A 26,107-nucleotide genomic window follows, 5' to 3' on the forward strand; every position below is an offset into this window, starting at 1 on the left:
ATGGGGTTTGGGGAGCAATGGAACCAAAAACCAACGTAAGCTCTGAATCCCACCGTAAAGGGGCTTTCCGATCTCCAGCTCACCCGCCAGGCATTACTCTCTGATCAGTGCCTCGATGATCGGGCAGATCGTTCCGCCGTCTCCCGCATCACATTGCTGCACCAGTTCGCCTAACAGTTGCTGCATGACGACCAAGTCGGCCATCTTCTGCTCGATCAACGCGAGCTTGCGTGCAGCCCGTGCTCGCGTTTCGGCACAGGCGCACGACTCATCCAGCGTCAGCAGTCCACCGACTTCCGAGAGCGTGAAACCCAGCGCCTGAGCCCGCTTGATGAAACGCAGTCGCTTCACCATGTCCACCGGATAGCGCCGATGGCCACCCAAGGGTTTGGCTGGTTCATCCAGCAGCCCGCGTCGCTGGTAGTAGCGGATCGTCTCGACGTTCACCCCGGCGGCGTCTGCCAGCTTGCCAATGGTCAGCTCTGTGGCCATCACTTTCTCCTTGATTCCGTACTTTGGTACGGAGTTTAGAATAGCACCTAGGCAATCAGGCTCAGGAGATGGGAATGGGGATGCAACTCACCGGGAAAGGCTCGCTGGTCGCGAGTTCGCTGACCGCCATCGGTGCGTCGGTGTGCTGTGTCGGGCCACTGGTGCTGTTGGCACTCGGTGTCGGCGGTACGTGGGTGGGCGCTCTGACCATGATGGAGCCACTACGCCCCCTCTTCATCGGGTTGACTCTACTGTTCCTGGGATTGGCATTCCGCAAGCTCTACCTGGTGCCACAGGTTTGTACGCCAGGTACACCCTGCGCCGATCCGCGCACGCTCGTGCGACAGCGACTCGTGTTCTGGATCGTCAGCGTGCTGCTGCTCGGCCTATTGGCCGTGCCGTGGCTCGCCCCGCTGTTCTACTGAAGGAGATTAACCATGCGCAAACTGCTGATCGCCGTGCTTTTCGCCTTGCCCTTCGTGGCGCTGGCGGCTCCCCCGAAAACCGTCACGCTCGACGTGCAGAACATGACGTGCGGACTCTGTCCGATCACGGTCAAGAAGTCGCTGGAGAAGGTGTCCGGCGTGAGTGACGTCCAGGTCAATTTCGACCAGAAGACGGCGACCGTCACCTACGATCCCGATAAGGCCCAGCCCGAGGCACTGACTGAGGCGACCGCGAACGCGGGATACCCCTCCACAGTGCAGAAGTGAGGTCACGATGAGCGCCATTGTCCTTGAGTCCGTGCTGACTTGCCCGCGCTGCGGCTTCGCCAAGCCGGAAACCATGCCCACGGACGCCTGCCAGTTCTATTACGAGTGCAGCAACTGCAAGGCGCTGCTGCGCCCCAACCCAGGGGATTGCTGCGTTTTCTGTTCGTTCGGCTCGGTGAAGTGCCCGCCGATCCAGCAGCAGCTTGGGTGTTGCTCATAGCGTTTAGGGGGATCACAGGTCGTCGTCTGGATTACGCAGTGGCCGCAGCTCGCCGCGCGCAACTTCTTCCGGTACCGCAAAGGAATACCGCCCGAGCATGTTGATGTGCTCGTAGATCAGCGGCGATAGCCGGGCCAAATCCTCTTCCAGCACTGGATAGCCGTGCTGCTTGAGCCGTTCCACGGCCGCCGTCATGTAGAGGGTGTTCCACAGCACGATGATGTTCACCACCAGGCCCAGAGCACCGAGCTGGTCTTCCTGGCCTTCGCGGTAGCGCTGGCGGAGCTCGCCGCGTTTGCCGTGGAACACGGCGCGGGCCAGGCTGTGCCGGCCTTCGCCTCGGTTCAACTGGGTCAGGGTGGCGCGGCGCTTGGACTCGTCGTCGATATAGGTCAACGTGTGCAGAGTCTTTTCGATCCGCCCGAATTCGGCCAGCGCCTGGGCCAGCCGGGTGGGTCTATCTCCCGTTTGCAGCGTGCGCATGATGCCAGTCGCCGGCACCCGGCCGAGTTTGAGCGAGCCGGCCAGGCGCAGCAGGTCGTCCCAGTGCTCGGCGATCAGGTCGAGTTTGACCGACTGGCGGGCCAGCCCGTTGAGCTTGCCGTAGTCCGCGTCCGGGCGCGTGCGCCAGAAGCGGGTACCGCCGACATCGGCCAGCCGCGGACTGAAGTGGTAGCCAAGTAGGCGGAAGAGCCCGAACACCACATCGCTGTAGGCCCCGGTGTCGGTCATGATTTGCGTCGGCTGCAACTCGGTCTGCTGTTCCAGCACGACCGCCAGCAACACCAGGCTGTCGCGCAGCGTGCCGGGCACGGTGATGGCGTTGAGGCCGGAGAATTGGTCGGAAATCAGGTTGTACCAGGTGACACCCCGGCCGGTGCCGAAATACTTCGGATTGGGGCCGGCATGCACGGTGCGCACCGGTACGACGAAGCGCATGCCATCGGCGGAGGCGACCTCGCCGCCACCCCAGACTTGGGCCAGTTCCAGTTGGCTTTGCGCTCCGACCAGGATGGCGTTAGCCGCTGACAGGGTGTCGTCGCGGATATAATTCTGGCTGACCCAGGACAGCCGGTCACGGCGCAGCGCCGGGTTGTCGGTGCGGATCAAGGGCTCCAGGCCGGTGTTGCAGGCCCCGCCCAACAGCACCGCGCAGAGGCTGGTGACCAGGTTGTCGGCGCGTGCATTGCGTTCGGAGACATGGGTGAAGGCCTCGGAAAAGCCAGTGCGGGCGGCGATTTCCAAGAGGATTTCCGGCAGATCGACACGCGGCATCAGGTCAGACACGGCCGCCCGCAGTTGCAGCAACGAGCAGGGCTCGTCCAGCTTGTCCAGCGCCCCGAGCGACAGTTCGGTCTTGCCCTCGGTGTTCTCGCTCAGTTGAATCGCCGGGTTGTCGGGCAGGCGCGCGGCTACTGCCAGCCAGGTTGCATCCAGCTCGACGGACAAGGCGTCCAGGGTGGTTTTGGCGTCGATGGTCAGGCCCAGTGACCGGCAGATGATCGGTCGCGCCGCCAGCCATTCGGCACCGTCGAGCAGGCCAAGGCGCGGGTCGGCATAGCGCCAACTGGGCGAGACGAAGACATCGCGGCGGCGCAGGGCCGTGCGCAGCGCATCGAGCGTGCAGAACACATAGGCACCCATGTCGAGGGAGCCATCTTCGCGGGTGATGTGCTTCTGCCAAGCCTTGGCCACGATCTCCTGCGGCGCGTCATCCTCTGGCTTCCGGCGCGGCAGGTTCAGTTGCAGCCACTCCAGACTAGCCGCCACGCCCTTGCCGGCCGGGCTGAAGCCGAAGCGGATGTGCTTGAGCAGGTCGGGCAGGAAGCGGCGCACGCTGCGGTAGCGCGCTTCCAATGCAAGAAAATAGACGTCATCTACCGGGCGGATCAGCGCGTTGACCTCTTCCAGGGCCTTTTCCAGGGTGGTCCTCGGCAGGTCGTTGAACAGCCGGGCGCGCACGTTGTCATCGCTGATCGAGCTGTCCAGCACGACCTTGCACGCGGCGGCGAGCGTCGCGGCCGACCGATCCAGGTCTTTCAGGCTGCGCATGCGGGCTTTCTTGTCGGCCTTCTCCGCGTTGCTGAACAGGTCGCGCAGCAAGGCCTCCAGGACTTCCAGTGCGTCGTCGTGCGCAGTCGCCTCCAGGCAGAGTGCGAAGGCCACCAGTGTCGCCATCCGCCGCGACGCCGGCAGCCGATTAATCGCGGTGACCTTGGCCGTGTTGGCGAAGCGGGCCAGGGCGGCGATACGGCTGGGAGGGATGTGCGCCGCCGCCGGCAAGGTGATGCCGATGCCGCGCACGTCATCGAGCCGGCGCAGTGCCCGAATCAACGCGGGGCCACTGACCATGACCGGGCCGGAGCGCAATTGATCCAGCCGGGAGCTGCGGTTGCCTTCGGCCACCGTCAGCAAGTCTTGCAGTTGCAATCGCTGTTCCTCAGTCACGCTGCGGCCCAGCGTAAACCAGAGGCGTTCTTCGACCCGACTGCGCAACTGGGCGATAAAGCGCTCTAGTTGAGACACACCAGGCAGGAGGACTTTCTGTGTGAACAGCCACGAGGTGGCTCGCTCAAACAGCACTCCCGGCCGGTCGGTGCCCGTCCAGCAGAGGGCATACAGCCAGCGGCTCAAGCGAAAGCCGATGCCCGGATCGGTGAAATGACGATAGCCAAAGCGGTTCTGAATATCGGTGGCATGTATCCAGCGGCGATGATCGCTATAGCGCTGGAGGCAGTCGGGGTCTGGAATCGCCAGTTGTCGGCAAAGCACCTGCAGGACTTCCACCGGCACGGCGGCGGGCTTGTCCGGCAGAACGCCAACGAAGCGGACGGTGGTCAGCAGAACGGCATAACCCAGACGGTTATGGTTACCCCGCAGCACCTGGATGGCTTCACGGTCTTCATCGCTCAGGTGGAAGTAACGTTCCAGCTCTTCACGGCTGGGCGAATCAACATAGCGGCCAAAACCGTCGCGTTGCTCTTGAGTCAGAAAACCGACCGGCATTGATCACAGCACCTCGACGCAGAACACGGCGGGCGTGACGATCCGCGTGCGTTCGATGTGCCCGCGTTGCAGCAGGCCGGCGCGGCGATCACCGGTTACCAGGTAGTCCGCATCGCCCGCCAAGGCCATGGCCAGCAAAAACGAGTCATCCGGATCATCGGCTTCGACCTCGATGGTCAGGCGCTCCAGTACCACAGCCCGTTGCAGGTTATTGATCATGGCGCCCACCTTGGCGGGCTGTAGGATGGCCTGAAGCTTGGGATAGCGGCTGGCTCGACGAATTTCATCGAGTTGCATCCGCGAGGTCACCACCTCGAAACGCGCCGCCCGCCAGGCACGGTAGATCGCATCGGGCGCGCCATGTGGCGAGATCAGGGCGCTGAACAGGATGTTGGTATCCAACACGACCCGCATCAGCGCTTACGTGCCCAGTCGAGCGCTTCGTCAACCGCGTTGGTCAATTCTGCCTCACTCAGATGGGCGTTAGCGGCCTTGGCCTGCTCAGCGCTCAGCTCCAGGATGTGTGCCCGTACCGCTTCTTCGATGAAGCGCGACAGGTCGCCCTTACGGCCGCCGCCCTGGCTGGCCAGAAACATCCGAAGCGACTGGTCGGTGTCGGCCGAGACGGCGACATTCCAGCGAATGGTATTCATAGCGTTCTCCGCTAATAGGTGTTTGTGTGTTTATACGCCAATCACAAAGGGCGATGCAATGGTTCGACAAAACGAAGGTTTTGCCGAACTCTATCGAGGAATGGCTCGGTTCGTTAAGCTCCCCGCGCTACGGTTCAAATAACTGGTACGCTTAATCAAAGTTCAACTATTACTAACGTAGTCGAGTAAACAGTACTTTTGATGAAGATCGGTTATGCGCGAGTGAGCACTCGGGATCAGAAAGCCGACCTACAAGTCGATGCCCTGAAACAGGCCGGGTGCGAACGCATCTACCAAGACATCGCCAGCGGCGCGAAAAGCGCCCGGCCGGAGTTGGACAAACTGCTGGCCAACGTGCGGCCGGGTGATGCCGTGGTGATCTGGAAGCTGGATCGCCTTGGGCGTTCCCTCAAGCACCTGGTCGAGTTGGTCGGCGAGCTGGCAGAGCGCAAGGTCGGCTTACAGAGCCTGAATGACCCCATCGACACCACCCACGCCCAAGGCCGCCTGGTGTTCAACCTGTTCGCCTCGCTGGCGGAGTTCGAGCGCGAGCTGATCCGCGAGCGGACTCAGGCGGGTCTGTCGGCCGCACGGGCGCGTGGCCGGATCGGTGGCCGTCCCAAGGGCCTGCCAGCCAAGGCTGAGGCCACCGCCATGGCGGCCGAAACCCTCTACCGCGAAGGTCGCCTGAGCGTCAGCGCGATCGGCGAGAAGCTGCACATCTCCAAGAGCACGCTGTACAGCTACCTGCGCCACCGTGGTGTCGAGATCGGCGCGTACCAGAAGAGCGCCAGGTCACGCGACCAGCAGCCTTCGGCCGCGTCGCCGGCAGAGCCGCCCGCCGCCGAGCGGGTGGCCACCGTCACCCTGCGCCTCGCGGTGGTGAATAACAGCAAGTTCGTGCGCGGCCGGAAGCGGGCCACGGAGAACATTGAGCGCTACTGCCTGGAGCCCTATGGCATGAAGCGGCTGGATGCCGGCCACTATGAGTTGACCATTCCGTATCGGAGCGACGATGAGCTGGACAAGAGCGTGCATGACCTGCTGACCGAGATCAGCCAGGAGGCCGACATGCGCAACTGTTTTGTCGAGATGGGCGCCTGGGAAGAAGACACCGAAAAGCGTTGGTAGGGCTTACGTTGGTTTTTGGTTCCATTGCTCCCCAAACCCCCGGATCGGCCACCTTGGCGATCTCGCCACCGTCGCGCAGGTAGCGTTGCAGTGTGCGGTAGGCACGACCTTCCCGCAGCGCCCTGAAATCGGCGGCGAACAGTTCGTCGGGGTCGAGACCGAGCGCGCGGTAGTAGGGCTCGCCGAGCTGCTGCATGACGGTGCCCAGGCGCAGCTCCGGCGAGGCGGCGACACCGAAGGTGTGCAGCCCCAGCGGCATCGCCGAGCCGGCCAGTCGGTGCAGGTGGTCGTGGAGCACGCCGAGGAACGCCGGGAAATCCTCGCGCATCGCTGCCTCGCTCCAGCCCAGGTCGTCGTTCATGTGCGCCGCCCGCACCGCCGCGCGGATCTGCTCGGCGCTGCGTTCGCGCACCGCGCCCTCGTCCAGTTGCTGGTATTCGTGGATCAGCTGGTGCAGGTCGCGCAGTTCGTCGTACAGCCCGGCCGGGGCGAACGACGGCGTCTGGTGGCTGACGGTGACCGCGCGCCCGCGCCGGCGCGCCTGGATCGCCTCGCCAACGTTGTCCTGGATGTACGGGTAGAACACCGGCAGGTCGCCGAGCGCCCGCAGCGGGTAGTCGCCCACCGCCAGCCCGCGGTCCTTGCCGGGTAGCCATTCCTGGGTGCCATGGGTGCCGAAATGGATCAGCGCGTCGGCGCCGAAACCCTCGCGGACGAACTGGTAGACCGCCAGGAAGAGATGGTCCGGCGGCACCGCGCTGTCGTGGTAGGCCTCGCCCGGACGGCCGGCGCGCGGCGGCTGCGGCAACAGCAGCAGATTACCCAGGCGCGCCGCCGGGAACACGAAGCGTCGCTGGCCGTCGATATCGCGCAAGGCCCAATGTCGACGCGGGTCGCCCCAGCGCGCGCGCATCTCCTCGCGCAGATCCGCCGGCAGCGCCTCGAACCAGTGCAGGTAGGCATCCAGCGGCAGGCTCGCGGCGAGGCCGTCGCGATACAGCGCGTCCAGGGTCTGCGGCCGGTAGTAGCCGCCGAGCAGGCGCTGGGCGGTATCGATCAGCGCGCTTTCGTCGCTCGTCGCAACCCGGTAGCCGGCCGCCCGCAGCGCTTCGCCGAGACGGGCCAGGCTGGCCGGTACATTGAGATGCGAGGCGGAGACGTTCTTCTCGCCCTCCGGGTGGTTCCAGAACATCAGCGCCAGGTGCTTGTCCGCCGCCGGCAGGCGACGCAGGCGCAGCAGCCGGTCGAGCTTGTCCAGCAGGGCCTCGGCCTGCCCGGCCATCAGCTTCGGCTCGCCGTTCTCCAGGGCGCTGATCACCAGCGGATCGCTCATTCCCCAGGTTTCCGGCATGCCGAGGAAGGCCGCCGCGGTACGCGACGCCACCCCGCTGGCGGCGGCCAGCCAGTCGGCCTCGTTGCCGTCGCGGTAGCCGAGGGTCTGCAATACCGGCACGTCCAGCGCGAGGAACTCGGCACGGCGCGCCGGGCCGTTCTGCAGGTGCTGCAGGTTGACCAGCGCCTGGACATCGGCGCCAGCGAAGGACTTCCTCAACGCCTCCGGATCGCTGTCGTCGAACCACACCGCCAGCGGCGCCTGGCCGTGCCGCTCGCTACGCCGCAACAGTTCGTCGATGGCGCCGGTCTGGGCGTCGGCGATGGCGCCGCGCGGGATCAGGAAGGCGATGCGCGGGGCATCGCTGGCCCAGCGCGAGGCGCCCCAGGCCAGGTAGTCGGCGAGGCCGGCGAACGGCGCCGGTGCGTCGGGATGATAGAAGCCGGCCTGCGCCAGGGGCTGCGGCGCCGGCAACGCGTCGACGGGCAGGCCGGCATGCCAGCGTCGGACCGCCTCGAACAGCCGGCGCAGGTTGGCTTCGCCGCCGTTCGCGTAGTAGCCGACCAGGCGCCCGCCCAGCGCCGCCGGCAGGTTGCCGAAACCCGGCGGACCGCCGCCGACGCGGATCCAGGGTTGCGTCCCGCCTTGCAAGCGCTCGCCCAGCGCCTCCTCGACCTGGGCGCGATCGGTCGGCCGCGGCGTGTCGAGGATCAGCAGGTTGCCGCCGTCCAGCCACTCGCCGGGCGGCGCCTCGCCGATGCCGAGGCGCAGGCCGCGCAACTCGACACCGGCCTCGCGCGCCCAACCGGCTAGGCGCTGGTGCTTGCCCGGGAGGACGAAATCGCTGCTGAGCAGACGCACCTGGGCCGACTCCGCCCAGGCACAGAGACTGGCCAGCAGCGCGCCGCAGAAGAGTAGCGAACGGCGCATCAGAAGCTCGCCACCAGGCCGAGATGGAAGGTGCGCCCAGGTTCGGCGTAGGTGAAGTGCGTGTCGTCGTCGGCCAGGCGCTGGTCGCCGAGGTTCTCGATGCCGCCGCGCAGCGTCAGGTTCTCGTTGAGTTTCTGGCTCAGCTCCAGGTGCCACAGGCTGTAGGCCGGCAGGGCATAGCCGACGTTGCTGCTGTAGGCCACCTGGCTGCCGACGTATTCGGTGCGCAACTGGGCGCTGAAGCGGGCATTGGGGCTCCAGCGCAATTGGCTGTTGGCGAGGTGCCGGGAGCGGTCGCCGAGGCGCTGGCCGGCGGTGCGGTTGCGCGCGTCGAGGTAGGTGTAGTTGAGTTCCCAGCGCAGGTCCGCCGGCAGGTCCACGCCGCCGCCCAGCTCGAGGCCGCGGATCCGTGCCCTGTCGACGTTCTCGTAGTTGCGCACCTCGCCGCCGCGCACCCCGCAGCGCGCTACGCAGACGGTCTGGATCAGGTCGCGGACATCGTTCTCGAACACCGTGCCCTTCAGCGACCAGCCATCGCCCTGGTAGTCGGCGCCCAGTTCGTAGGACGTATTGGTCTCCGGCTTCAGGTCGGGATTGCCGTAGATGGTGAAGCGCCCGCCGCCACCGACCGCCGCATACTCCGGCGATAGCTGCTTCAGGCTCGGCGCCTTGTAGCCGCGGCCGACGCCGGCGCGCAGGGTCAGCGCATCGGAAAGGTGGTGCAGCAGGTACAGGCGCGGACTGCTTTCCCAGCCGAACGCCTCGTGCTTGTCGAAGCGGCTGCCGAGGGTCAGCGACCAGTCCGGGCCGAAGGCGATCTCGTCCTGCAGGAACAGCGCCTTGTGTCGCGCGCTGGCGTCGCCGGCGGTATTCACCGAGCGATCCTCCAGTTCTTCCTTGCGCCATTCGCCGCCGAGGGTGAAGAGATGTCGCTCGAAGGCCGGCACGCTGAGGTGGCCGTCGACCACGCTGTCGGTAAGGCGCTGCGGGTTGCTCGGCGGTTGTCCGTCGGAACGCGCGTTGTGCCGCTCCAGGCGGTTGCGGTAGGTGCGCAGCTGGCTGCTGCCCCAGTCCCACTGGCCATTGTGGGCGAGCGACCAGCGCTCGCGTTCGATCACGTCGCGCGACTCGTAGTAGCGCGAGCGCGACCCTCCGGTCTCGCTGTTGCGCCAGCGTCGTTCGCGCCCGCGCTGGTGGCCGAGGTCGATGCGCTGGGCGTCGTCCGGGGTCCAGCTGAGGTTCAGCCCACCGCTGTCGGCGTTGCCGCCTTCCAGCTCGGAGAGTCGGCGCTCATCGGCGTCCGGGGTTTCCTGCTGGCGGCGGCTCTCGCCGTTCAGGGCGAGGCCCAGCTTGCCGGGCACCAGCGGCCCGGCGAGATAGGCGCCGAGCTGGTGGCTCTGCCCGCCGAGGCCGTCCTCGCGCACGCCGCCATCGAGCAGACCGCTGCCCGTCCAGGTATCGGTGGCGCGCCGGGTGATCACGTTCACCACCCCGCCGAGGGCTTCCGAACCGTAGAGCGAGGACATCGGTCCGCGTACCACCTCGATACGCTCGATGCTCTCCACCGGCACCCAGCCGAGGTCGAAGTCGGAATGGGCGATGGCCCCGGACGAGGTGGAGATCCGCTGGCCGTCCACCAGCACCAGGGTGTGCTCGCTGGACATGCCGCGAACGCTGATGCCCCGCCGGGACATGCCGACGCCGTTGAACTGCAGGCTTTCCGAACCGCGCAGGGCTTCCTGCAGGTCGCGCACCGGGCGCCGCCGCAGGTCCTCGGCGGCGATCAGCGAAACGCTGGCCGGGGCGTCGCGCAGCTTGCGCTCGGTAGTGGTGGCGCTGACCACGGTCGGCTCCAGGTCGACCGGCGCGGCCAGCGCCAGGCAGGGAAGCAGGTAGAGGAACGGCACGGCGCGGGCCAGCCGCAGCGGAGGAAGACGGTGCGGGGAGGAATGGGGGGTCATGGTCGGCAGGTATGAATTATGAATATTTATAAGTTATAACATAACATTTCTTCGAATGAAGAATGCCCGCCGTTTCTTCTTCATCGAGGCGAGGGAACGTCTCGCTCGCCGTATCCCTCGAAGCACAGGACCCCACTCTCAACCGGGCATGCCCCCCAGGAGGAAAGATGACCGCAACCGAGCAGATCATGGCGCTCCTCGAACGCTGGGACCGCCAGCAGGAGGGCTACATCCGCCAGCGCGAGGAGCGCTACGAGGCGATGTTCCAGTTGCTCGAAGACCTCTTCGGCCGCGACGGGCGCTTCACCGCCATCGACGCCGCCTGCGGCCCGGGCTCCCTCGGCCGGCGCCTGCTCGAACGCTTCCCGGCGGCGCGGGTGGTGGCGCTGGACGCCGACGTCATGCTGCTGGAGATCGCGCGTACGGCGCTGGCCGGTTTCGCCGAGCGGGTCCGCGTGGTGGAGTGCGACCTCACCGATCCAGGCTGGACCGAACGGGTCGCCGAAGCGCGCGAGTCCCTCGCCGGCGAACGGCCCGCGGCGCTGCTCTCTTCCACCGCGTTGCACTGGCTGTCGCCCGCCGAACTCGCCGGGTTCTACGCCCAGGCCGGCGAGCTGCTCGCCCCCGGCGGCGTGCTGCTGAACGCCGACCACATGCGCTACGACCGACGCTGGCCGGGACTCGCGGAATTGTCCCGGAAGCACCGCGAGCGGGTCCTCCAGGCGTCCGTGGCCAGCGGCGCGGACAGTTGGGAAGACTGGTGGCAACGCGCCGCGCAGATCCCCCGGCTGGCCCCGCTGAAGGCGCAGCGCGACGCCCATTTCGCGCGGCGCCCGCTCAGGCGCGCCAGCGAAGACGAAGACTGCTCGCTCGATTTCCATCTCGCCGCCCTGCGCCAGGCGGGTTTCGCCGAGGCCGCCACGGTCTGGCAGCAGTTGGACAACTACGTGGTCTTCGCCCGCCTCGCCCAGGCCTGATACGCCGTCACCCGGGCACGGGGAATACCTCCAATGGAACCCGGCCAATCCGCCGGACGTTGACGCAGATCAACGCCGGCTCGGCATCGCTCGCCAGAATCCACAACATATTGTTGTTTTGCAAAATCAAAACACATCATGTTGTGGAGAAGTTGAAATGACCCAGCCCCGGAAGGCTACCTGGCCGGCCACCCTGCTCAAGCGCAACGGACGTGAAGTCCCTTTCGATCCCGGCAAGATCGAACGCGCCATCGCCGCCGCCGGCCAAGCCACCGGCGAGTTCGACCCGCAGCAGGCGCAGGCGCTCGCCGAACGCGTGGTGGAACGCCTGCCGGAACGCGCCTGCCTGGATATCGAACGAGTCCAGGACCTGGTCGAACGGGTGCTGATGGAGGCCGGCCACTACCCTACGGCGCGCGCCTACGTGGTCTACCGCGAACGCCACGGCCGGCTGCGCCGCGAGCGCAAGACCCTGGTGGACGTCGCCGCGTCGATGAACGAATACCTGTCCCGCGAGGATTGGCGCGTGCGCGCCAACGCCAACCAGGGCTATTCCCTCGGCGGGCTGATCCTCAACGTATCCGGCAAGGTCACCGCGAACTACTGGCTGGATGAGGTCTACGATGCCGACATTGCCGCCGCCCACCGCGACGCCGACCTGCATATCCACGACCTCGACATGCTCGCCGGCTATTGCGCCGGCTGGTCGCTGCGCACCTTGCTGAACGAAGGCCTGAACGGCGTGCCGGGGCGGGTCGAGGCCGGTCCGCCGAAGCACCTGGGCAGCGCCCTGGGGCAGATGGTCAACTTCCTCGGCACCCTGCAGAACGAGTGGGCCGGGGCCCAGGCCTTCAGTTCCTTCGATACCTACCTGGCGCCCTACGTGCGCAAGGACCGCCTCGACTACGCCAGCGTGCGCCAGGCCCTCCAGGAGTTCATCTACAACCTCAACGTGCCGTCGCGCTGGGGCACCCAGACACCCTTCACCAACCTGACCTTCGACTGGGTCTGCCCGGACGACCTGCGCGACCAGGTGCCGCGCATCGGCGGCGAGGAGATGCCCTTCGCCTACGGCGAGCTGCAGGCCGAGATGGACCTGATCAACCGCGCCTACATCGAGGTGATGCAGGCCGGCGATGCCCACGGCCGGGTATTCACCTTCCCGATCCCGACCTACAACATCACCCACGACTTCCCCTGGGACAGCGACAACGCCACGCGCCTGTTCGAGATGACCGCGCGCTACGGCCTGCCCTACTTCCAGAACTTCCTCAACTCGGACATGCAGCCCAACCAGGTGCGCTCGATGTGCTGCCGCCTGCAACTGGACGTGCGCGAACTGCTCAAGCGTGGCAACGGCCTGTTCGGCTCGGCGGAGCAGACCGGCTCGCTGGGCGTGGTGACGATCAACTGCGCGCGCCTGGGCTATCGCCACCGTGGCGACGCCGCCGGCCTCTACCGCCAGCTCGACCACCTGCTCGAACTCGCCTTCGCCAGCCTGGAGCTGAAGCGCAAGGTGATCCAGCAGCACATGGATGCCGGCCTCTATCCCTACACCCGACGCTACCTGGGTACCCTGCGCAACCATTTCTCCACCATCGGCGTGAACGGCCTGCACGAGATGGTGCGCAACTTCAGCGACGACCGCGAGGGACTGCACAGCGAAGCCGGGCGCGAGATGGCCCTGGCCCTGCTCGATCACGTGCGCGCGCGGCTGGTGGGTTTCCAGGAGGACAGCGGGCACCTCTACAACCTGGAAGCCACGCCCGCCGAGGGCACCACCTATCGCTTCGCCCGCGAGGACCGCAAGCGCTATCCGCGCATCCTCCAGGCCGGCACGCCGGAGGCGCCCTACTACACCAACTCCTCGCAACTGCCGGTGGGCTTCACCGACGACCCGTTCGAGGCGCTGGAACTGCAGGACGCCCTGCAATGCAAGTACACCGGCGGCACCGTGCTGCATCTCTACATGGCCGAGCGGATTTCCTCCGCCGAAGCCTGCAAGACCCTGGTGCGCACCGCCCTCGGTCGCTTCCGCCTGCCGTACCTGACCGTCACCCCCACCTTCTCGATCTGCCCGCGGCACGGCTACCTGGCCGGCGAGCACGAGTTCTGCCCGAAGTGCGACGAGGAGCTGCTGCAACGCTCCACGCCCAAGAGCTGTTGCGGCGGCTGCGGCGGTTGAGTCGCCTGTCGTTCCTTTCATCCACCAGCAAGGAGTACCACCGATGAACCCCAACCAGTTGCCCGAAGACCAGCGCCAGCGCTGCGAAGTCTGGACCCGCGTGATGGGCTACCACCGTCCCGTGGCAGCGTTCAATGCCGGCAAGCAGTCCGAGCATCGCGAACGCCGCCATTTCCGCGAGACGCGATGAGCGCCACGCTCAGGGTCGGGGGCCTGGTGCCCCTGACCACCCTCGACTACCCCGGCCTGCTCGCCTGCGTGCTGTTCTGCCAGGGCTGCGCCTGGCGCTGCCGCTACTGCCACAACCCGGAACTGATCGCGCCGCGCGGCGCGGAGGAAATCCCCTGGCCACGCCTGCTCGACTTCCTCCGCCGACGCCAGGGCCTGTTGCAGGCGGTGGTCTTCAGCGGCGGCGAGGCGACCCTGCAGGCGGCCCTCGGCGACGCCATGCGCACGATCCGCGAACTGGGCTTCCGCGTCGGCCTGCACAGCGCCGGCATCAACCCCCGCGCCTTCGCCCGGGTGCTGGCGCAGAGCGACTGGGTGGGCTTCGACGTCAAGGCGCCGGCCGAGGACGTCGCCGCCATTACCGGCGTGGACGGCAGCGGCGCGGCCAACTGGCGCAGCCTGGAATGCCTGCTGGACAGCGGCGTGGCCTACGAATGCCGGACCACGGTGCACTGGCGCTTGTTCGATAGCGAACGCCTCTGGCGCCTGGCGACGCGCCTGCGCGCGATGGGCGTGGAGCGCTTCGCCGTACAACTGGCGCGCCCGGCCCGCCAGCTCGATCCGCAGCTTCTCGCGAAGCCCGCGCCGCAGGGCGCTGCGCAGCTATGGCGAGAACTGGAAGAGCTGTTTCCCGCCTTCGAACTGCGCGACGCCTGAGCCTCCGGTTCAGCGGCGCCGCTCGGGCCTGCCAGCTCGCTCGGACAGGGCGGGCAGTCCCGACCAGGCCTGTCCTTCACAAGACTCATACGATCGTACGAGAGCACCTCCTCGATTCCTAGTTGCGTCCAATTGTCGCGGACGGCGCCGCTCGCCACCCTTGCTCCAGATTCAGCGACCCCGGACCCGCGCCATGAAACTCACGCTCACCCCTCCCCTGACCCCCAGCCACTGGATGCGCTCGACCGACCTGGCCGACGCCGCCAGCGCCCCCCTCGTCGGCACCCACTCGGCGGACGTGGCGATAGTCGGCGGCGGTTTCGTCGGGCTCTGGACCGCCATCACCCTCAAGCAACTGGAGCCGGACGCACGGGTCCTGCTGCTGGAGCAGGACGTCTGCGGCGGCGGCGCTTCCGGCAGGAACGGTGGTTTCGTGATGTCCTGGTGGCCGAAGATCGGTACCTTGCTGGGCTTCTGCAGCGAGGCGCAGGCGCGCTTCCTTGGCGAAAGCGCGGAGCGGGCAATCCAGGAACTCGGGGAGTTCTGCGCGCGGCATGACATCGATGCGCACTTCCAGCAGAAGGGCTGGCTGTGGACCGCCACCACGGCGCACCACCTCGACGCCTGGAACGATACCCTCGCCGCCTGCGAACGGCTCGGCGTCAGACCCTTCGAGCGCCTCGACGCCAGCGAAGTGGCACGCCGGACCGGTTCGCCGGTGCATCTCGCCGGGGTCTTTGAGCGCAGCAATGCCACCGTGCAACCAGCCTTGCTGGTGCAAGGCATGCGCCGCGTGGCGCTGGCCCTCGGCGTGGAAATCCACGAGCGTTGTGGCGTCAGCCAGATCGTTCCCGGCCAGCCGGCACAGCTGCTGAGCGCCGGGGCCCGGGTTCAGGCCAAGGCGGTGGTTCTCGCGACCAACGCCTGGTCGGCCGCCCTGCCCAGGCTCTCCAGGCTAATCGTGCCGGTGAACAGTTCCATCGCGGTTACCGAGGCGATACCGCAACGGCTGGAGCGAATCGGCTGGACCGGCGGGGAAGCCATCACCGATTCCCAACTGATGGTGGACTACTACCGCACCACCCGCGACGGGCGCATCGCCTTCGGCAAGGGCACCGGCGCCATCAGCTACGGCTCGCGCATCGGCCGGGTATTCGACGTCGACCGGGAGAGCCTGGCCCTGACCGAGGCCGACTTCCGCCGCACCTATCCCTCGCTAGGCGACATCCCGCTGGTCGACGGCTGGTCCGGCCCCATCGACCGTACCTACGACAGCCTGCCGGTCTTCGGCCACCTGCACGAGAACATCCACTACGGCATCGGCTGGAGCGGCAACGGCGTGGGACCGAGCCGCCTGGGCGGGCGGATCCTCGCCAGCCTCGCCCTCGGCCGCGACGACCCGTGGAGCCGTTGTCCGCTGGTAGAACGCCGCTGCCGGAGCTTCCCCCCCGAGCCGCTGCGCTACCTGGGTGGCTCCCTGGTGCGCAACGCCGTCCTGCGCAAGGAACGCGCGGAACTCGCCGGTACCGCGCCCTCGGCCACCGACCGCTTTCTCGCGCGCTTCGCCCCCGCCGGCCTTGAAGACAAATCCTGAGGAGCCCATGGCATGAACCCTTCGCTCATCCGTCTCGACGACGAAAGTCCTTTCACCTCGCCCACGCCCGTCGGCCAGCCGCTGGGCGAACCGGTAGCCCTGACCCGTACCGCGGCCCACCGCCCGCTCGCCGACGGCAACGGCGTGACCGGCATCTGGGAATGCACCCCGGGGCGCTTCCGCCGACAGGTCGAGCAGGCCGAGTACAGCTACATCGTCAGCGGTGAAGGTCGCTTCACCCCGGACGAAGGCCAGGCCGTGGAGTTTCGCGCCGGCGACGCGCTCTATTTCGCCGCTGCCACCCAGGGCACCTGGGACATCCGCCAGACCGTGCGCAAGACCTACCTGATCTTCGACTGACCCCGAAGAACCGAACTCCACCGCCCTGACAGAGGAAACAAGAAATGGGTATGCGAGAAGCGAACGACAACGCATCGGGCCTCAAGGCCCATCCCCTGGGCTCGCTCGAGACGATCGCTATCATCATCGGCACCAACATCGGCGCCGGCGTGCTGAGCATGGCCTACGCCGCCCGCAAGGTCGGCTACGTGCCGTTGCTGGTATGCCTGGCCCTGACCTGCCTCTTCTGCATCGTCACCATGCTCTACGTGACCGAAGCCTGCCTGAGAACCCGCGGCAACAACCAGCTCAGCGGCCTCTCCCGGCGTTACCTGGGTCCGCTCGGCGGCTGGCTGATCTTCATCGCGGTGGCGGCCAACAGCTACGGGGCCCTGGTCGCCTACATGACCGGCAGCGGCAACATCATGCTCGAGTTCTTCGGCCAGTACGGCCTCACGCGCGAGGTCGGCAGCCTGATCTTCTTCGTCCCCTCGGCGCTGGTGCTCTACCTGGGCCTGAAGGCGCTCGGCGTGGGCGAGAAGCTGATCAGCGCCGGCATGGTGGCCATCGTCTGCATCCTCATCGGCGCTACCCTGATGCACGACGACGCCCGTCTCGCCCACCTTTGGCAGAGCCAGTGGCAATACGTGGTTCCAGTGTTCAACCTGGCGGTCTTCGTGTTCGGCGCGCAGTTCCTGGTTCCGGAGCTGGTGCGCGGCAACCTGGCAACCCCCGGGCGCGTGCCGCGCCTGATCGTGGTCGGCATGCTGCTGACCTTCCTGCTGGTGGCGGCCATTCCTGCCTCGGTCATCGCCCTGGTCGGCCCCGACAACCTCAGCGAGGTGGCGACCTTGAGCTGGGGACGCTCCCTCGGCCAATGGGCCTACTACGTGGCGAACACCTTCGCCTTGCTGGCGATGCTGACCTCCTACTGGGGACTCGGCGGGTGCCTGTTCACCAATATCTTCGACCACTTCCGCCTGGGCAGCGAAACCAACCGGCGCAAACGCCTGGCGGTGCTCGCCGCGGTCTCGGTCCCGCCGTTCCTGCTGGCCTATGCGGGGCTCGGCGGCTTCGTGAACGCGCTGTACTTCGCCGGTACCTTCGGCGGCGTACTGATGGGCATCATCCCCATCCTCCTGCTCAACGCGGCGCGGCGCCACGGCGACCAACTGCCGGCATTCAGCTGCGGCTGGTATGCCCATCCGCTGATACAGGGGCTGATCGTCCTGGTGTTCGCCTCCAGCGGGGTCTACGCGATCGCCTCGGCACTGGGGATGCTGCCCGCCAGTTGGTGACAGGGCGCGCTGCCTGCGCCCGGGGCGATTACACTGAAGGCCCATGCCTGGAGTTTCCTGGACATGCCGCAGAGCATCCGCCACCTGATCGCCCTCCCCGAACTCCGTTCGCGCCTGCTGAGCGGAGCCGGCGGCCTCGACCGCCCGGTTCGCTGGGCGCATGTCTGCGAACTCGACGACCCCACCGAATGGCTCGGCGAGGGTGACCTGCTGATGACCACCGGGCTGGGCATACCGAGCGACGCCGAGCGGCAACGGCGTTACGTCCGAAGACTGGCCGAGGCCGGCCTGGCAGGCATGATGATCGGCGAGAACATGGAAGCCCCGAGCGACCTCGATGCCCTACGCGAGACGGCCGAGGCCCTGGGCTTCCCGTTGATTCTCACCCACTACGGCGTCCCTTTCGCCGCCGTGACCCGGGCCATCGTCGATGCGGGACAGAAAGACGAATACGAGCGCCGCAACGCCCTGGCCCGGATATACGAAAGCGCCCGGTTGAGCATGCAGGGACTGGGCCTGCCGGCGCTGCTGCAACGCCTCGGCAAGGACGTGCGAAGCAGCCTCTACCTCATCGTTCCCGACACCCTGGCGGCCTGGCAGCCAGGCCTGCCAGGGCTGCCCGTGGAGTTGGCCGACGCGCTGCGCAACCGCCGTCGCGAGCAGGCGGAGCCGCAGCCAATGGTCCTTCGCCATCCGCTCGCGGAAGGCGAAGCGCTCAGCATCGGCATTCCTTCCGACCGGAACTGCCTGCTGATAGCCCTGGGCGAGCGGCTGCCGGACTACAGTCTCCTGCACCACCTGACGGCAGTGCTCGGCATAGAGATCGAACGGCTGCGCGTCGAAAGCGAACGCCACCTGCGCCTGGGTTCGGAATTGCTCGACGACCTGCTGCAACGACGGCTATACCGGGAACAAGCCGAGGAGCGGCTGGAGGAACTGCTGCCCGGGCTCGATCTCGACGATGCAGTCGTTTCCGTGACAAGTTCCGAGGGGCTCGCGACCGACCCTATCGGTCTTTTCCGGGGCCACGACTCACGCCTGCTGGTTCGCGCGCAAGGCCAGGAAATCATTCTGCTGCACCAGGCCGGCCTCGCCTCGACACTGCAGGAAGCCCTGGACAGCTCGCTGGGCGTGAGCGCCCCGCTCCGTCGTGCCGAACGTTGCGCCGAGGCCTTGCGCGAAGCGCGTCTGGCCCTGGCCCACAGCCATTCCCGGCGACCGTTGTGTCGCTACGCGGAACTGGACGACGAGGCGCCCTGGCTACCCAGAAGCCTCGCCGAGGCCGAGCGGGCGTTCCGCCTGGTCCTCGGCGCCCTCCACGACTATGACGCGGCCAATGGCTCTGCACTGCTATACACGCTGCAGGTCTTTCTCGAGGAAAACAGGTCCTGGTTGAACGCCGCGCAGCGGCTACACATACACAAGCAGAGCCTGGTCTACCGGATACGCCGCATCGAGGAAATCAGCGGTCGCTCGCTGGACAGCACCGCCGATGTGGCGACCCTCTGGTTCGCCTTGCAGGCAACCCGGCTGTCGCCGGAAGCGAGGGGCAGGACGGCGAAGAGCAGCCTCCTGGAGCAGTCCGCGCACCATGGCGGCGACATGGACTGACGGCGGAACCCGACACCTGGCGCTTGCAGGGCGACGCCGCCGCCAACAGGCGCGGCCAGGAACGGTTGCCCGACAGCGGCGTGGCCTGTGGATGCCGGACCACGGTGCATCGCAGCGAGCGCCGTTGCGAATGCATTAATCCCCCTTGCTAGCTAGCCACCCCACCGCTGGAGCGGCGCGGCCCGCGCTTCTAGGCTCGAACGGTAAGACGGAAGCCCATCGGCGCGGCGCAAAGGAGGCCTGCGATGCGTAACGGAATCGACGCTGTATCCGCCCCGCTACCCACCCTGTTCGTATCTCCGCCGGCGGTCTTCACCGCCTCCCTCGAGCGACTTCCCCTACGCGCTCGGCAGGCCCCCGCCGCCCAGCGCCCGCCGGGGTCGCCCGGCATTCCCGGCAGCGCCCGGTTGCAGACTGGCGCCGCCACGTCCCGCTGACGTCCCAACGCCGACGGCCATGCCGTCGCAAGCGCTTCATCCCCCGCGATCCGCCCGTCGCGCTCGTCCCCATCGGGACCAACCGGGCCGCCCCCGGCCCGCTCCTTCGAACCTGCGTGGAGTCCATCCCATGAACGGAAGCAGATCCACCTTTCTCTACCTTCTCGCCGCCGCCGGCCTGGCGCTGACACCCGCGGCCCAGGCCGACCGGGGCAACGACGTGGTCGCCCGGCTCAACCAGTTGTACAACGACACCCGCCAGGATTGCGGTGGACCGTCGAAGCCGGCATTCCTCTGTTCCGGCGTGCTGTTCCGCGCCACCTGGCCTTCGACCGACTACATGTTCTACAGCATCAGTCCGAAGAGCCAGAAAAGCGGCGGCGTCTCCGCCTCCTACCTGCGCAAGGACGCCAAGTACCGCAAGCTCGCCTATGGCCTGAAGAGTGGCTTCATCTTCGACACCATCTTCGGTAATCCGAAGGACCACCAGGACTATGCGGTGCTCTGTTCCTTCCCCATCGACGCCGCCACCGACGACCGCGCCCAGCAGGGTTGCACCGATTCGCGGCGCACGCCGAACAGCGTCGAGAAGTCCTGCCAGGACATCAACGTCAGCACCGCCGAGCAGTGGGCGGCGAACTACCGGCAGAACCGCGGCGACCATTCGCGGCAGTGCTCCTTCGACGTCCGCGACGAGCGCAATACCGCCGCCGGCCCGGCCTTCTACCAGAGCATCCGGGCGATGGCGCAGATCGCCGACGAATCCTTCACCACCCAGAACGAACTGCGCCTGGCCAAGTGGGAGGAAAACCCGCCGAAGTCGCCGTCGATCCTCGCCGCGTTCTACACCGAGGACGCCGGCCTGGAGGGCGCTCGGCTCAACCAGATCCAGTGGTACCAGTCGGTCCAGGCATTCCTCCCGATCATCAACATGCGACTGCCGCAGACCCGCCAGCAGGACGCGCAGTTCGCCTACGACGGGCGTAAGCAGGCGATCTACCCGACCAGCGAGAAGAATGCCTGCGAGCGCTATGTGGAAAGCGCCACCTGGGTGGAGCGCGACGATCCGGGCTTCAGGAAGAAGATCATGACCCTGGAAGTGGTACCGACCGATTGCGGGCGCAAGATCCAGGACAACCAGACCAACAATTTCTTCAACGAGCTGGTGGTCGACCACTACCTGGACAGCGAATGGAAGGACAACCCGGACAACCGCGACAGCAATATCGGCAGCATGCGCCGACAACTGGTCTGCCACTTCAACGTCGCCCGCAACAAGCCCGAGTGGAACCTGGAACCCTCGCGGCCGTACACCTCCAACGAGGACTCCATCGCCAAGGGCTGCAATAACACCTGAGGCCGCTCCGCGGGGGCGCTACGGCGTCCCCTGCGAACAGCGATATGGCCTTTTGATATCACACGCTCTACCATGCCGTCTTTCCAAGCCGCCAGGGAACGAACGCATGGCTTTCGATGCCGCCCGCTATGTCCACCGCTACTACGCCAGCCTGGCGCCCGCCCCGGGCAACGAATACCCGCGCCTGAGGGCCTGGGAGTACCTCTGGGAGTATGTCTGGGACCCCAGTCGCAGCTGGGACGACCTGACCGCCCCCGAACAGCTCGACACCACCGCCCTGCACCTGGGTTTCTACCTGGCCAACTGGGGCATGTTCCGTGGCTCCTCGGGACTGCTGCAGAACAGCAACCTGGACCTGATGAAAGCGCTGGCCCGGCAGCTCTTCAGCGGTGCCGGAGCGGAACTCTTCGAGCTGTCCCTGGTGGATTTCGCCGGCAACGGCGCGCGCCTGGCGCACAACCGCAAGCTGCTGGAAACGGTGCTCGGGTCGATGGATGCCCTCAGCAGCCGGGTGAGCTGGACCGACACCCTGAAGAGCAAGATCCTGCTCGGCGTCTGGGGCGAGTTTCCCGCCCTCGACCGCCACTACGTGGCCGCCTGTCGCGCGCTGTATCCACGCCGGGGCCTGACGAGCGTCAACGGCGGGACCCTCACCGCGCTGCACCGCCTGATCGGCGAAGAAAGGCTGTCGTTCCCGCGCCTGGAGACCGCCCGCAAGGGGCTCCTCTACCCCACCGGGCGCCTGGCCGACATGGCTTTCTTCCAGTACGGCCTGGAAAACGCCTGAGGCGCTGCGCCGCCGATCCGGGGGACTTGTAGGCATGCCCTCGCTGTAAGTAGTATGAGACTCATTCTCAATTACAACAGCGATCCCCTCCATGCCGCCGGCCGACGCCTCCCTGCACGACGCTGTGAGCCATCTCTACCAGGACCACCATGGCTGGCTGCAAGGCTGGTTGCGGCGACGCCTGGGCTGCGCGGAAAACGCCGCCGACCTGGCCCAGGACACCTTCGCCCGCCTGCTCGCCTCGCGCCGGGTACTGGATGCGCGCGAACCGCGCGCCTACCTGACCACCGTCGCCAAGGGGCTGATGATCAACTGGTTCCAGCGCCAGTCGCTGGAGCGCGCCTACCTCGATGCCCTGGCCAACCTCCCGGAAGACCTCGCGCCGCCGCCGGAACAGCGGTTGATGGTGCTGGAAACCCTGCATGAAGTAGACGCCCTGCTCGGCAGCCTGCCGGACAGGGTCCGCCAGGCGTTTCTCCTGGCGCAGATCGAAGGCCTGAAGTACGAAGCCATCGCCGAGCGCCTGGGCGTGTCCCTGGGTTCGGTCAAGCGCTACATGCAGCAGGCCTTCCGCCAGTGCCTGGAGCTGATGGAATGAACGCCGCGGACGAAGGCCGGATTCCCTCGCCGATCCTCGACGAGGCCGCCGAGTGGCTGGTGCGCCTGCAGGACAGCGGCTGCACCGACGACACGCGCCAGGCCTGCGCCCAGTGGCGGCAGCGCAGCCCGCAGCACGCCCATGCCTGGGAGCGCGCCGAGCGCCTGCTGCAATGCCTCGGCCGACTGCCGCCGGCGCTGGCCCTGCCGACCCTCGGCCGCGAGCGCGGGCTGGACCGGCGGCGCGCGATCAAGCACCTCGCCCTGGTCCTCGGCGGCGCCTCGCTGGGGCTCGCCACCTGGCAGGCCGAACCGTTGCGCGACTGGCTGGCCGACCAGCGCACCGGCGTCGGCGAACAGCGCCGCCTGCCCCTGCCCGACGGCAGCCTGCTGACCCTGAACACCGACAGCGCCGTGGACCTGGCCTTCGACGCCAGCCAGCGGCTGGTACGCCTGCTGCGCGGCGAGATCTTCGTCGATAGCCGCGCCGACCCGCGTCCGTTCCGCGTCGCCACCGCCGAAGCGCGGCTGCATGCCGGTGCCGCCCGCTTCAACGTACGCCAGGAGATGGCCGCGACCCGGGTCGCGGTACTCGCCGGGCGGGTCGAACTGAGCCCGCTCCACGGACGCGGGCGCTGGCTGGAAAGCGGCGAGTCGGTGCGCCTGGGCGCCGACGGCGAAGCGCGCCGGCTGGCCTTCGACGGCCTGCCGGACGCCTGGACCCGCGGCATGCTGATGGCCGACCGGATGCCGCTGGCCGAGGTGCTCGCCGAACTCGCCCGCTACCGTCGCGGCGTACTGCGCTGCGACCCGCAACTGGCCAGGCTGGCGGTGTCGGGCGCCTATCCGCTGCTGGACCTGCGGCGCACGCTGGGCATGCTGCAGGCCACCTATCCGCTGAAGGTGCGCGGGGTGACCGACTACTGGATCAGCCTGGTGCCGGCGTGACGGCGCGGCCGCCATCCCCGTGGCAACCGCCTCCTCGCGTCCACCCCGGCAGGCCGTCCGCCGTTGCGCCGGAACAGGCGTTGCCATCGACATACCGTGCTCCGCAGAAAAATAACCGCCTCGACCTGAGACCTTTTTCCTTCTCGGCTGGCAAGTAGAGGAATCCGCCCCGACCCAAGGTCCGCAGAGACCACGAGGAACCCTGTACATGCCCGTACGCACGCTTCGCCCCCGTTCGCTGTCCCTGGCCATCCACGCCGCCATGACCCTCGCCCTCGCCGGCGCGGCCCCCGCCCTGCTTGCCGCCGAGGCGCCCGCCGCCAGCTCGGCGCGCAGCTATGACATCGCCCCCGGCCCGCTCGGCCGTACCCTGTCGGCCTTCGCCAGCGACAACGGGGTATCCCTGGCGTTCGACCCGGCGCTCACCGAGGGTCGCCGCAGCGCCGCCCTGCGCGGCCGCTACGCGCCGGTCGAGGCGCTGCACCGCCTGCTGCTGGGCAGCGGCCTGGAGTTGCAGCAGCGCAGCGATGGCAGCTACACCCTGGTGCCGGCAGCCACCGATGGCGCGCTGGAACTGCAATCCTCGCTGATCACCGCCCAGGCCGCCGGTGCCGAGACCCTGCCCGCCGAGTACGCCGGCGGCCAGGTGGCCCGTGGCGCGCGCCTGGGCATGCTGGGCAACGCCGACGTGATGGATGCGCCATTCAGCATCACCAGCTACACCGCCAGGACCATCGAGCAGCAGCAGGCGCGCAGCGTCGCCGACCTGCTACAGGCCAACGATCCGTCGGTGCGGGTGGTCGGCGGGCGCGGCGACCTGGTGGACAGCTACACGATTCGCGGCTTCAGCGTGCAGAACGCCGACGTCGCCTTCAACGGCCTCTATGGCCTGCTGCCGTTCTGGCGGGTACCGATCGAATTCGCCGAGCGCGTGGAAGTGCTCAAGGGACCGAACGCCCTGCTCGGCGGGATTTCCCCCGGCGGCAGCGTCGGCGGCACCATCAACCTGGTGCCCAAGCGCGCCGACGACCAGCCGCTGACCCGCGTCAGCGTCGACTGGACCCAGCGCGGCCAGCTCGGCACTCACCTCGACATCGGCCGGCGCTTCGGCGAGAACAACGCCTTCGGCGTGCGCTTCAACGGCGTCTACCGCAACGGCGATACCGCCGTCGACCATCAGAGCCGCGAGTTTCCCATGCTCTCCCTGGGCCTGGACTTCCGTGGCGAGCGCCTGCGCCTGTCCAGCGACCTGCTGTACCAGAAGGAAAGCCTGGAAGGCGTGGTGCGCCCGCTGCTGACCGGCCCGGGAACCACCCACATCCCCCACGCCCCGGACTCGAAGACACGCTTCGGCCTGCGCGATTCCTACCTGGACCAGGAGGATTACTCCATGGTCAACCGCGGCGAGTACGACCTCGCCGACAACCTGACGGCGTTCGCCAGCATCGGCGGCCGCCAGAGCAACTACGAAACCATCGCCGCCAACAGCATCCTCGTCGGCAACCAGGGCGATATCGTCAACAGCCTGGCACGCCAGCGCGGCGACCGCCGCACCTATTCCGCCGAGGTCGGCCTGCGCGGCAACTTCGACACCGGCCCGCTCCGCCACGACTGGACGCTCAGCGCCAACCGCCTGCACGAACGGCTGGGCATGGTCTATGCCTTCACCGGGATGCAGCCGGGCAACCTCTACCAGACCTCGCCGCATACGCCGCTGCCGGACTTCTCCAGCCTCGACGGGAGCATTCCGAAGACCAATGAAACCGACCTCGGCGGCGTGGCGCTGGCCGACAGGCTGTCGTTCCTCGAGGATCGCGTGCAGGTCACCCTGGGCGTGCGCCGCCAGCAGATCGAGTCGCGCAACTACGACCAGACCAGCGGCGCGCGCACCAGCCACGACAAGCGGCACGTGTGGACGCCGATGGCCAGCGTGCTGGTCAAGCCGCTGCAGGACCTGTCGCTGTACGCCAACTACATCCAGGGCCTCAGCCAGGGCGAGGCGGCGCCGATGACCGCGGCCAACGCCGGCCAGGTGCTGGCACCGTACAAGGCCGAGCAATACGAGATCGGCGCCAAGTACGACCTGGGCGGCTTCACCACCACCCTGGCGCTGTTCGAGATCAGGAAACCGAACGCCTATACCGACGCCAGCAACGTCTTCCGCGCCGACGGCGAGCAACGCAACCGCGGCGTGGAGCTGAGCCTCTATGGCGAACCGCTGGACGGCGTGCGGGTGATGGCCGGCGCCACCTACATCAAGCCCGAGCAGAACAAGACCGGCGACCCTGCCAGCGAAGGCAAGGACGCGCCCGGCGTGGCCCGTCGCCAGGCCAACCTGGGGGTCAGCTGGGACACCCCGTTCGTCGACGGACTGACCCTCGACAGCCGCTGGATCTACACCGGCTCGGCCTATGTGGACAGCGCCAACGCCCTCTCCGTGCCGCACTGGAACCGCGTCGACCTCGGCGCCGCCTACGCCTTCCAGGTCGCCGGCAAGCCGCTGGTGGCGCGCGCCAACCTGGAGAACGCGCTGGGCAAGGACTACTGGACCGCAGCCAACGGCTACCTGTCGATCAGCTCGCCGCGCACCCTTTCCCTTTCCCTCACGGCGGACTTCTGAGTCCGCCCCACCATAACCAGAAACCGCCGATGA

Annotated in this window: 23 protein-coding genes and 1 pseudogene; 18 read left to right on the plus strand and 6 right to left on the minus strand. The window is 67.3% G+C overall.

Going from position 1 to position 26,107, the window contains the following annotated elements; translation table 11 throughout:
• Positions 1 to 93 precede the first annotated feature (93 nt).
• Entirely contained in the window at positions 94 to 492 is a 399-nt protein-coding gene (merR, locus tag ACTJJX_RS32990; RefSeq protein WP_003089120.1) for an Hg(II)-responsive transcriptional regulator, read from the minus strand.
• Positions 493 to 566: 74 nt separating this feature from the next.
• On the opposite strand from merR, the gene ACTJJX_RS32995 reads away from it, so the two are divergent.
• From ACTJJX_RS32995 to ACTJJX_RS33005, 3 genes are read left to right on the plus strand one after another with little or no spacing between them, the layout of a single operon-like run.
• Entirely contained in the window at positions 567 to 917 is a 351-nt protein-coding gene (locus ACTJJX_RS32995; protein WP_003089115.1) for a mercuric transporter MerT family protein, read from the plus strand.
• Between the two features lie 12 nt (positions 918 to 929).
• Positions 930 to 1,205 (plus strand): mercury resistance system periplasmic binding protein MerP, encoded by a 276-nt coding sequence (gene merP / locus ACTJJX_RS33000; protein ID WP_003150552.1) that lies wholly within the window; start codon positions 930 to 932, stop codon positions 1,203 to 1,205.
• A 7-nt stretch (positions 1,206 to 1,212) separates the two neighbouring features.
• On the plus strand, positions 1,213 to 1,425 hold the full coding sequence (locus ACTJJX_RS33005) for a GDCCVxC domain-containing (seleno)protein (protein ID WP_003089113.1): 213 nt from the start codon (positions 1,213 to 1,215) through the stop codon (positions 1,423 to 1,425).
• A gap of 12 nt (positions 1,426 to 1,437) precedes the next feature.
• Here ACTJJX_RS33005 and ACTJJX_RS33010 read toward each other — a convergent pair whose 3' ends face one another.
• The 3 genes from ACTJJX_RS33010 to ACTJJX_RS33020 are packed head-to-tail and all read right to left on the minus strand — an operon-like array spanning position 1,438 to position 5,084.
• Positions 1,438 to 4,431, minus strand: a complete 2,994-nt coding sequence (locus tag ACTJJX_RS33010; RefSeq protein WP_003299771.1) for a Tn3 family transposase — start codon at positions 4,429 to 4,431, stop codon at positions 1,438 to 1,440.
• Between the two features lie 3 nt (positions 4,432 to 4,434).
• Complete coding sequence (locus tag ACTJJX_RS33015; RefSeq protein ID WP_003150546.1) at positions 4,435 to 4,845, minus strand: putative toxin-antitoxin system toxin component, PIN family; 411 nt, start codon at positions 4,843 to 4,845, stop codon at positions 4,435 to 4,437.
• Positions 4,845 to 5,084, minus strand: a complete 240-nt coding sequence (locus ACTJJX_RS33020; protein WP_003089107.1) for a ribbon-helix-helix domain-containing protein — start codon at positions 5,082 to 5,084, stop codon at positions 4,845 to 4,847. The genes ACTJJX_RS33015 and ACTJJX_RS33020 overlap by 1 nt, the downstream gene beginning before the upstream one ends.
• Before the next feature lie 201 nt (positions 5,085 to 5,285).
• On the opposite strand from ACTJJX_RS33020, the gene ACTJJX_RS33025 reads away from it, so the two are divergent.
• On the plus strand, positions 5,286 to 6,215 hold the full coding sequence (locus ACTJJX_RS33025) for a recombinase family protein (RefSeq protein WP_003150544.1): 930 nt from the start codon (positions 5,286 to 5,288) through the stop codon (positions 6,213 to 6,215).
• A gap of 40 nt (positions 6,216 to 6,255) precedes the next feature.
• Here the strand turns inward: ACTJJX_RS33025 and cobN are convergent.
• Positions 6,256 to 8,478: pseudogene (gene cobN, locus ACTJJX_RS33030) on the minus strand (cobaltochelatase subunit CobN); the annotation flags it as partial.
• Positions 8,478 to 10,439: a TonB-dependent receptor domain-containing protein gene (locus tag ACTJJX_RS33035; protein WP_016851722.1), complete on the minus strand. Its 1,962-nt coding sequence runs from the start codon at positions 10,437 to 10,439 to the stop codon at positions 8,478 to 8,480. The gene ACTJJX_RS33035 and the pseudogene cobN, both read right to left, overlap by 1 nt.
• 167 nt (positions 10,440 to 10,606) lie before the next feature.
• On the opposite strand from ACTJJX_RS33035, the gene ACTJJX_RS33040 reads away from it, so the two are divergent.
• From ACTJJX_RS33040 to ACTJJX_RS33105, 14 genes are all read left to right on the plus strand, one after another.
• Positions 10,607 to 11,416 (plus strand): class I SAM-dependent methyltransferase, encoded by an 810-nt coding sequence (locus ACTJJX_RS33040; RefSeq protein WP_003088221.1) that lies wholly within the window; start codon positions 10,607 to 10,609, stop codon positions 11,414 to 11,416.
• 157 nt (positions 11,417 to 11,573) lie between these two features.
• Positions 11,574 to 13,601, plus strand: a complete 2,028-nt coding sequence (locus tag ACTJJX_RS33045) for a ribonucleoside triphosphate reductase (protein WP_003111559.1) — start codon at positions 11,574 to 11,576, stop codon at positions 13,599 to 13,601.
• Between the two features lie 43 nt (positions 13,602 to 13,644).
• Positions 13,645 to 13,791: an anaerobic ribonucleoside-triphosphate reductase gene (gene nrdD / locus ACTJJX_RS33050; protein WP_003105835.1), complete on the plus strand. Its 147-nt coding sequence runs from the start codon at positions 13,645 to 13,647 to the stop codon at positions 13,789 to 13,791.
• Positions 13,788 to 14,486, plus strand: coding sequence for an anaerobic ribonucleoside-triphosphate reductase activating protein (locus tag ACTJJX_RS33055; RefSeq protein ID WP_016851723.1), 699 nt, complete (start codon positions 13,788 to 13,790; stop codon positions 14,484 to 14,486). The genes nrdD and ACTJJX_RS33055 overlap by 4 nt, the downstream gene beginning before the upstream one ends.
• A gap of 193 nt (positions 14,487 to 14,679) precedes the next feature.
• Positions 14,680 to 16,080: an NAD(P)/FAD-dependent oxidoreductase gene (locus ACTJJX_RS33060; protein WP_016851724.1), complete on the plus strand. Its 1,401-nt coding sequence runs from the start codon at positions 14,680 to 14,682 to the stop codon at positions 16,078 to 16,080.
• 12 nt (positions 16,081 to 16,092) lie between these two features.
• Positions 16,093 to 16,440, plus strand: coding sequence for a cupin domain-containing protein (locus ACTJJX_RS33065; RefSeq protein ID WP_003088200.1), 348 nt, complete (start codon positions 16,093 to 16,095; stop codon positions 16,438 to 16,440).
• A 44-nt stretch (positions 16,441 to 16,484) separates the two neighbouring features.
• Complete coding sequence (locus ACTJJX_RS33070; RefSeq protein WP_003088197.1) at positions 16,485 to 17,717, plus strand: aromatic amino acid transport family protein; 1,233 nt, start codon at positions 16,485 to 16,487, stop codon at positions 17,715 to 17,717.
• Between the two features lie 63 nt (positions 17,718 to 17,780).
• Positions 17,781 to 19,328: a PucR family transcriptional regulator gene (locus ACTJJX_RS33075; protein ID WP_016851725.1), complete on the plus strand. Its 1,548-nt coding sequence runs from the start codon at positions 17,781 to 17,783 to the stop codon at positions 19,326 to 19,328.
• Between the two features lie 245 nt (positions 19,329 to 19,573).
• The gene (locus tag ACTJJX_RS33080; RefSeq protein WP_016851726.1) at positions 19,574 to 19,765 is read left to right on the plus strand and encodes a hypothetical protein; all 192 of its coding nucleotides are present in this window, start codon (positions 19,574 to 19,576) and stop codon (positions 19,763 to 19,765) included.
• Positions 19,766 to 19,895: 130 nt separating this feature from the next.
• Positions 19,896 to 21,122, plus strand: a complete 1,227-nt coding sequence (locus ACTJJX_RS33085; RefSeq protein WP_003112111.1) for a DUF2599 domain-containing protein — start codon at positions 19,896 to 19,898, stop codon at positions 21,120 to 21,122.
• 106 nt (positions 21,123 to 21,228) lie between these two features.
• Positions 21,229 to 21,909 carry a hypothetical protein gene (locus tag ACTJJX_RS33090; protein ID WP_009315577.1) on the plus strand — a complete coding sequence of 227 codons (681 nt, stop codon included), beginning with the start codon at positions 21,229 to 21,231 and terminating at the stop codon, positions 21,907 to 21,909.
• 91 nt (positions 21,910 to 22,000) lie between these two features.
• Positions 22,001 to 22,507 carry a sigma-70 family RNA polymerase sigma factor gene (locus tag ACTJJX_RS33095; protein WP_003088185.1) on the plus strand — a complete coding sequence of 169 codons (507 nt, stop codon included), beginning with the start codon at positions 22,001 to 22,003 and terminating at the stop codon, positions 22,505 to 22,507.
• The gene (locus ACTJJX_RS33100; RefSeq protein ID WP_009876297.1) at positions 22,504 to 23,454 is read left to right on the plus strand and encodes a FecR domain-containing protein; all 951 of its coding nucleotides are present in this window, start codon (positions 22,504 to 22,506) and stop codon (positions 23,452 to 23,454) included. The genes ACTJJX_RS33095 and ACTJJX_RS33100 overlap by 4 nt, the downstream gene beginning before the upstream one ends.
• Positions 23,455 to 23,662: 208 nt before the next feature.
• Positions 23,663 to 26,074, plus strand: coding sequence for a TonB-dependent receptor (locus ACTJJX_RS33105; RefSeq protein WP_010794070.1), 2,412 nt, complete (start codon positions 23,663 to 23,665; stop codon positions 26,072 to 26,074).
• Positions 26,075 to 26,107 lie beyond the last annotated feature (33 nt).

This window comes from Pseudomonas sp. 22490, from assembly GCF_052044465.1.
Taxonomy (GTDB): domain Bacteria; phylum Pseudomonadota; class Gammaproteobacteria; order Pseudomonadales; family Pseudomonadaceae; genus Pseudomonas; species Pseudomonas aeruginosa.

Coding starts and splice junctions, on each gene's coding strand:
- ACTJJX_RS33090 (WP_009315577.1), top strand. CDS start 21,229: ATGGCTTTCGATGCCGCCCGCTATGTCCACCGCTACTACGCCAGCCTG.
- ACTJJX_RS33095 (WP_003088185.1), top strand. CDS start 22,001: ATGCCGCCGGCCGACGCCTCCCTGCACGACGCTGTGAGCCATCTCTAC.
- ACTJJX_RS33025 (WP_003150544.1), top strand. CDS start 5,286: ATGAAGATCGGTTATGCGCGAGTGAGCACTCGGGATCAGAAAGCCGAC.
- ACTJJX_RS33045 (WP_003111559.1), top strand. CDS start 11,574: ATGACCCAGCCCCGGAAGGCTACCTGGCCGGCCACCCTGCTCAAGCGC.
- ACTJJX_RS33085 (WP_003112111.1), top strand. CDS start 19,896: ATGAACGGAAGCAGATCCACCTTTCTCTACCTTCTCGCCGCCGCCGGC.
- ACTJJX_RS33070 (WP_003088197.1), top strand. CDS start 16,485: ATGGGTATGCGAGAAGCGAACGACAACGCATCGGGCCTCAAGGCCCAT.
- ACTJJX_RS33020 (WP_003089107.1), bottom strand. CDS start 5,084: ATGAATACCATTCGCTGGAATGTCGCCGTCTCGGCCGACACCGACCAG.
- ACTJJX_RS33040 (WP_003088221.1), top strand. CDS start 10,607: ATGACCGCAACCGAGCAGATCATGGCGCTCCTCGAACGCTGGGACCGC.
- merP (WP_003150552.1), top strand. CDS start 930: ATGCGCAAACTGCTGATCGCCGTGCTTTTCGCCTTGCCCTTCGTGGCG.
- ACTJJX_RS33105 (WP_010794070.1), top strand. CDS start 23,663: ATGCCCGTACGCACGCTTCGCCCCCGTTCGCTGTCCCTGGCCATCCAC.
- ACTJJX_RS33080 (WP_016851726.1), top strand. CDS start 19,574: ATGCGTAACGGAATCGACGCTGTATCCGCCCCGCTACCCACCCTGTTC.
- merR (WP_003089120.1), bottom strand. CDS start 492: ATGGCCACAGAGCTGACCATTGGCAAGCTGGCAGACGCCGCCGGGGTG.
- ACTJJX_RS33075 (WP_016851725.1), top strand. CDS start 17,781: ATGCCGCAGAGCATCCGCCACCTGATCGCCCTCCCCGAACTCCGTTCG.
- ACTJJX_RS33035 (WP_016851722.1), bottom strand. CDS start 10,439: ATGACCCCCCATTCCTCCCCGCACCGTCTTCCTCCGCTGCGGCTGGCC.
- ACTJJX_RS33100 (WP_009876297.1), top strand. CDS start 22,504: ATGAACGCCGCGGACGAAGGCCGGATTCCCTCGCCGATCCTCGACGAG.
- nrdD (WP_003105835.1), top strand. CDS start 13,645: ATGAACCCCAACCAGTTGCCCGAAGACCAGCGCCAGCGCTGCGAAGTC.
- ACTJJX_RS33060 (WP_016851724.1), top strand. CDS start 14,680: ATGAAACTCACGCTCACCCCTCCCCTGACCCCCAGCCACTGGATGCGC.
- ACTJJX_RS33015 (WP_003150546.1), bottom strand. CDS start 4,845: ATGCGGGTCGTGTTGGATACCAACATCCTGTTCAGCGCCCTGATCTCG.
- ACTJJX_RS33005 (WP_003089113.1), top strand. CDS start 1,213: ATGAGCGCCATTGTCCTTGAGTCCGTGCTGACTTGCCCGCGCTGCGGC.
- ACTJJX_RS32995 (WP_003089115.1), top strand. CDS start 567: ATGGGGATGCAACTCACCGGGAAAGGCTCGCTGGTCGCGAGTTCGCTG.
- ACTJJX_RS33055 (WP_016851723.1), top strand. CDS start 13,788: ATGAGCGCCACGCTCAGGGTCGGGGGCCTGGTGCCCCTGACCACCCTC.
- ACTJJX_RS33010 (WP_003299771.1), bottom strand. CDS start 4,431: ATGCCGGTCGGTTTTCTGACTCAAGAGCAACGCGACGGTTTTGGCCGC.
- ACTJJX_RS33065 (WP_003088200.1), top strand. CDS start 16,093: ATGAACCCTTCGCTCATCCGTCTCGACGACGAAAGTCCTTTCACCTCG.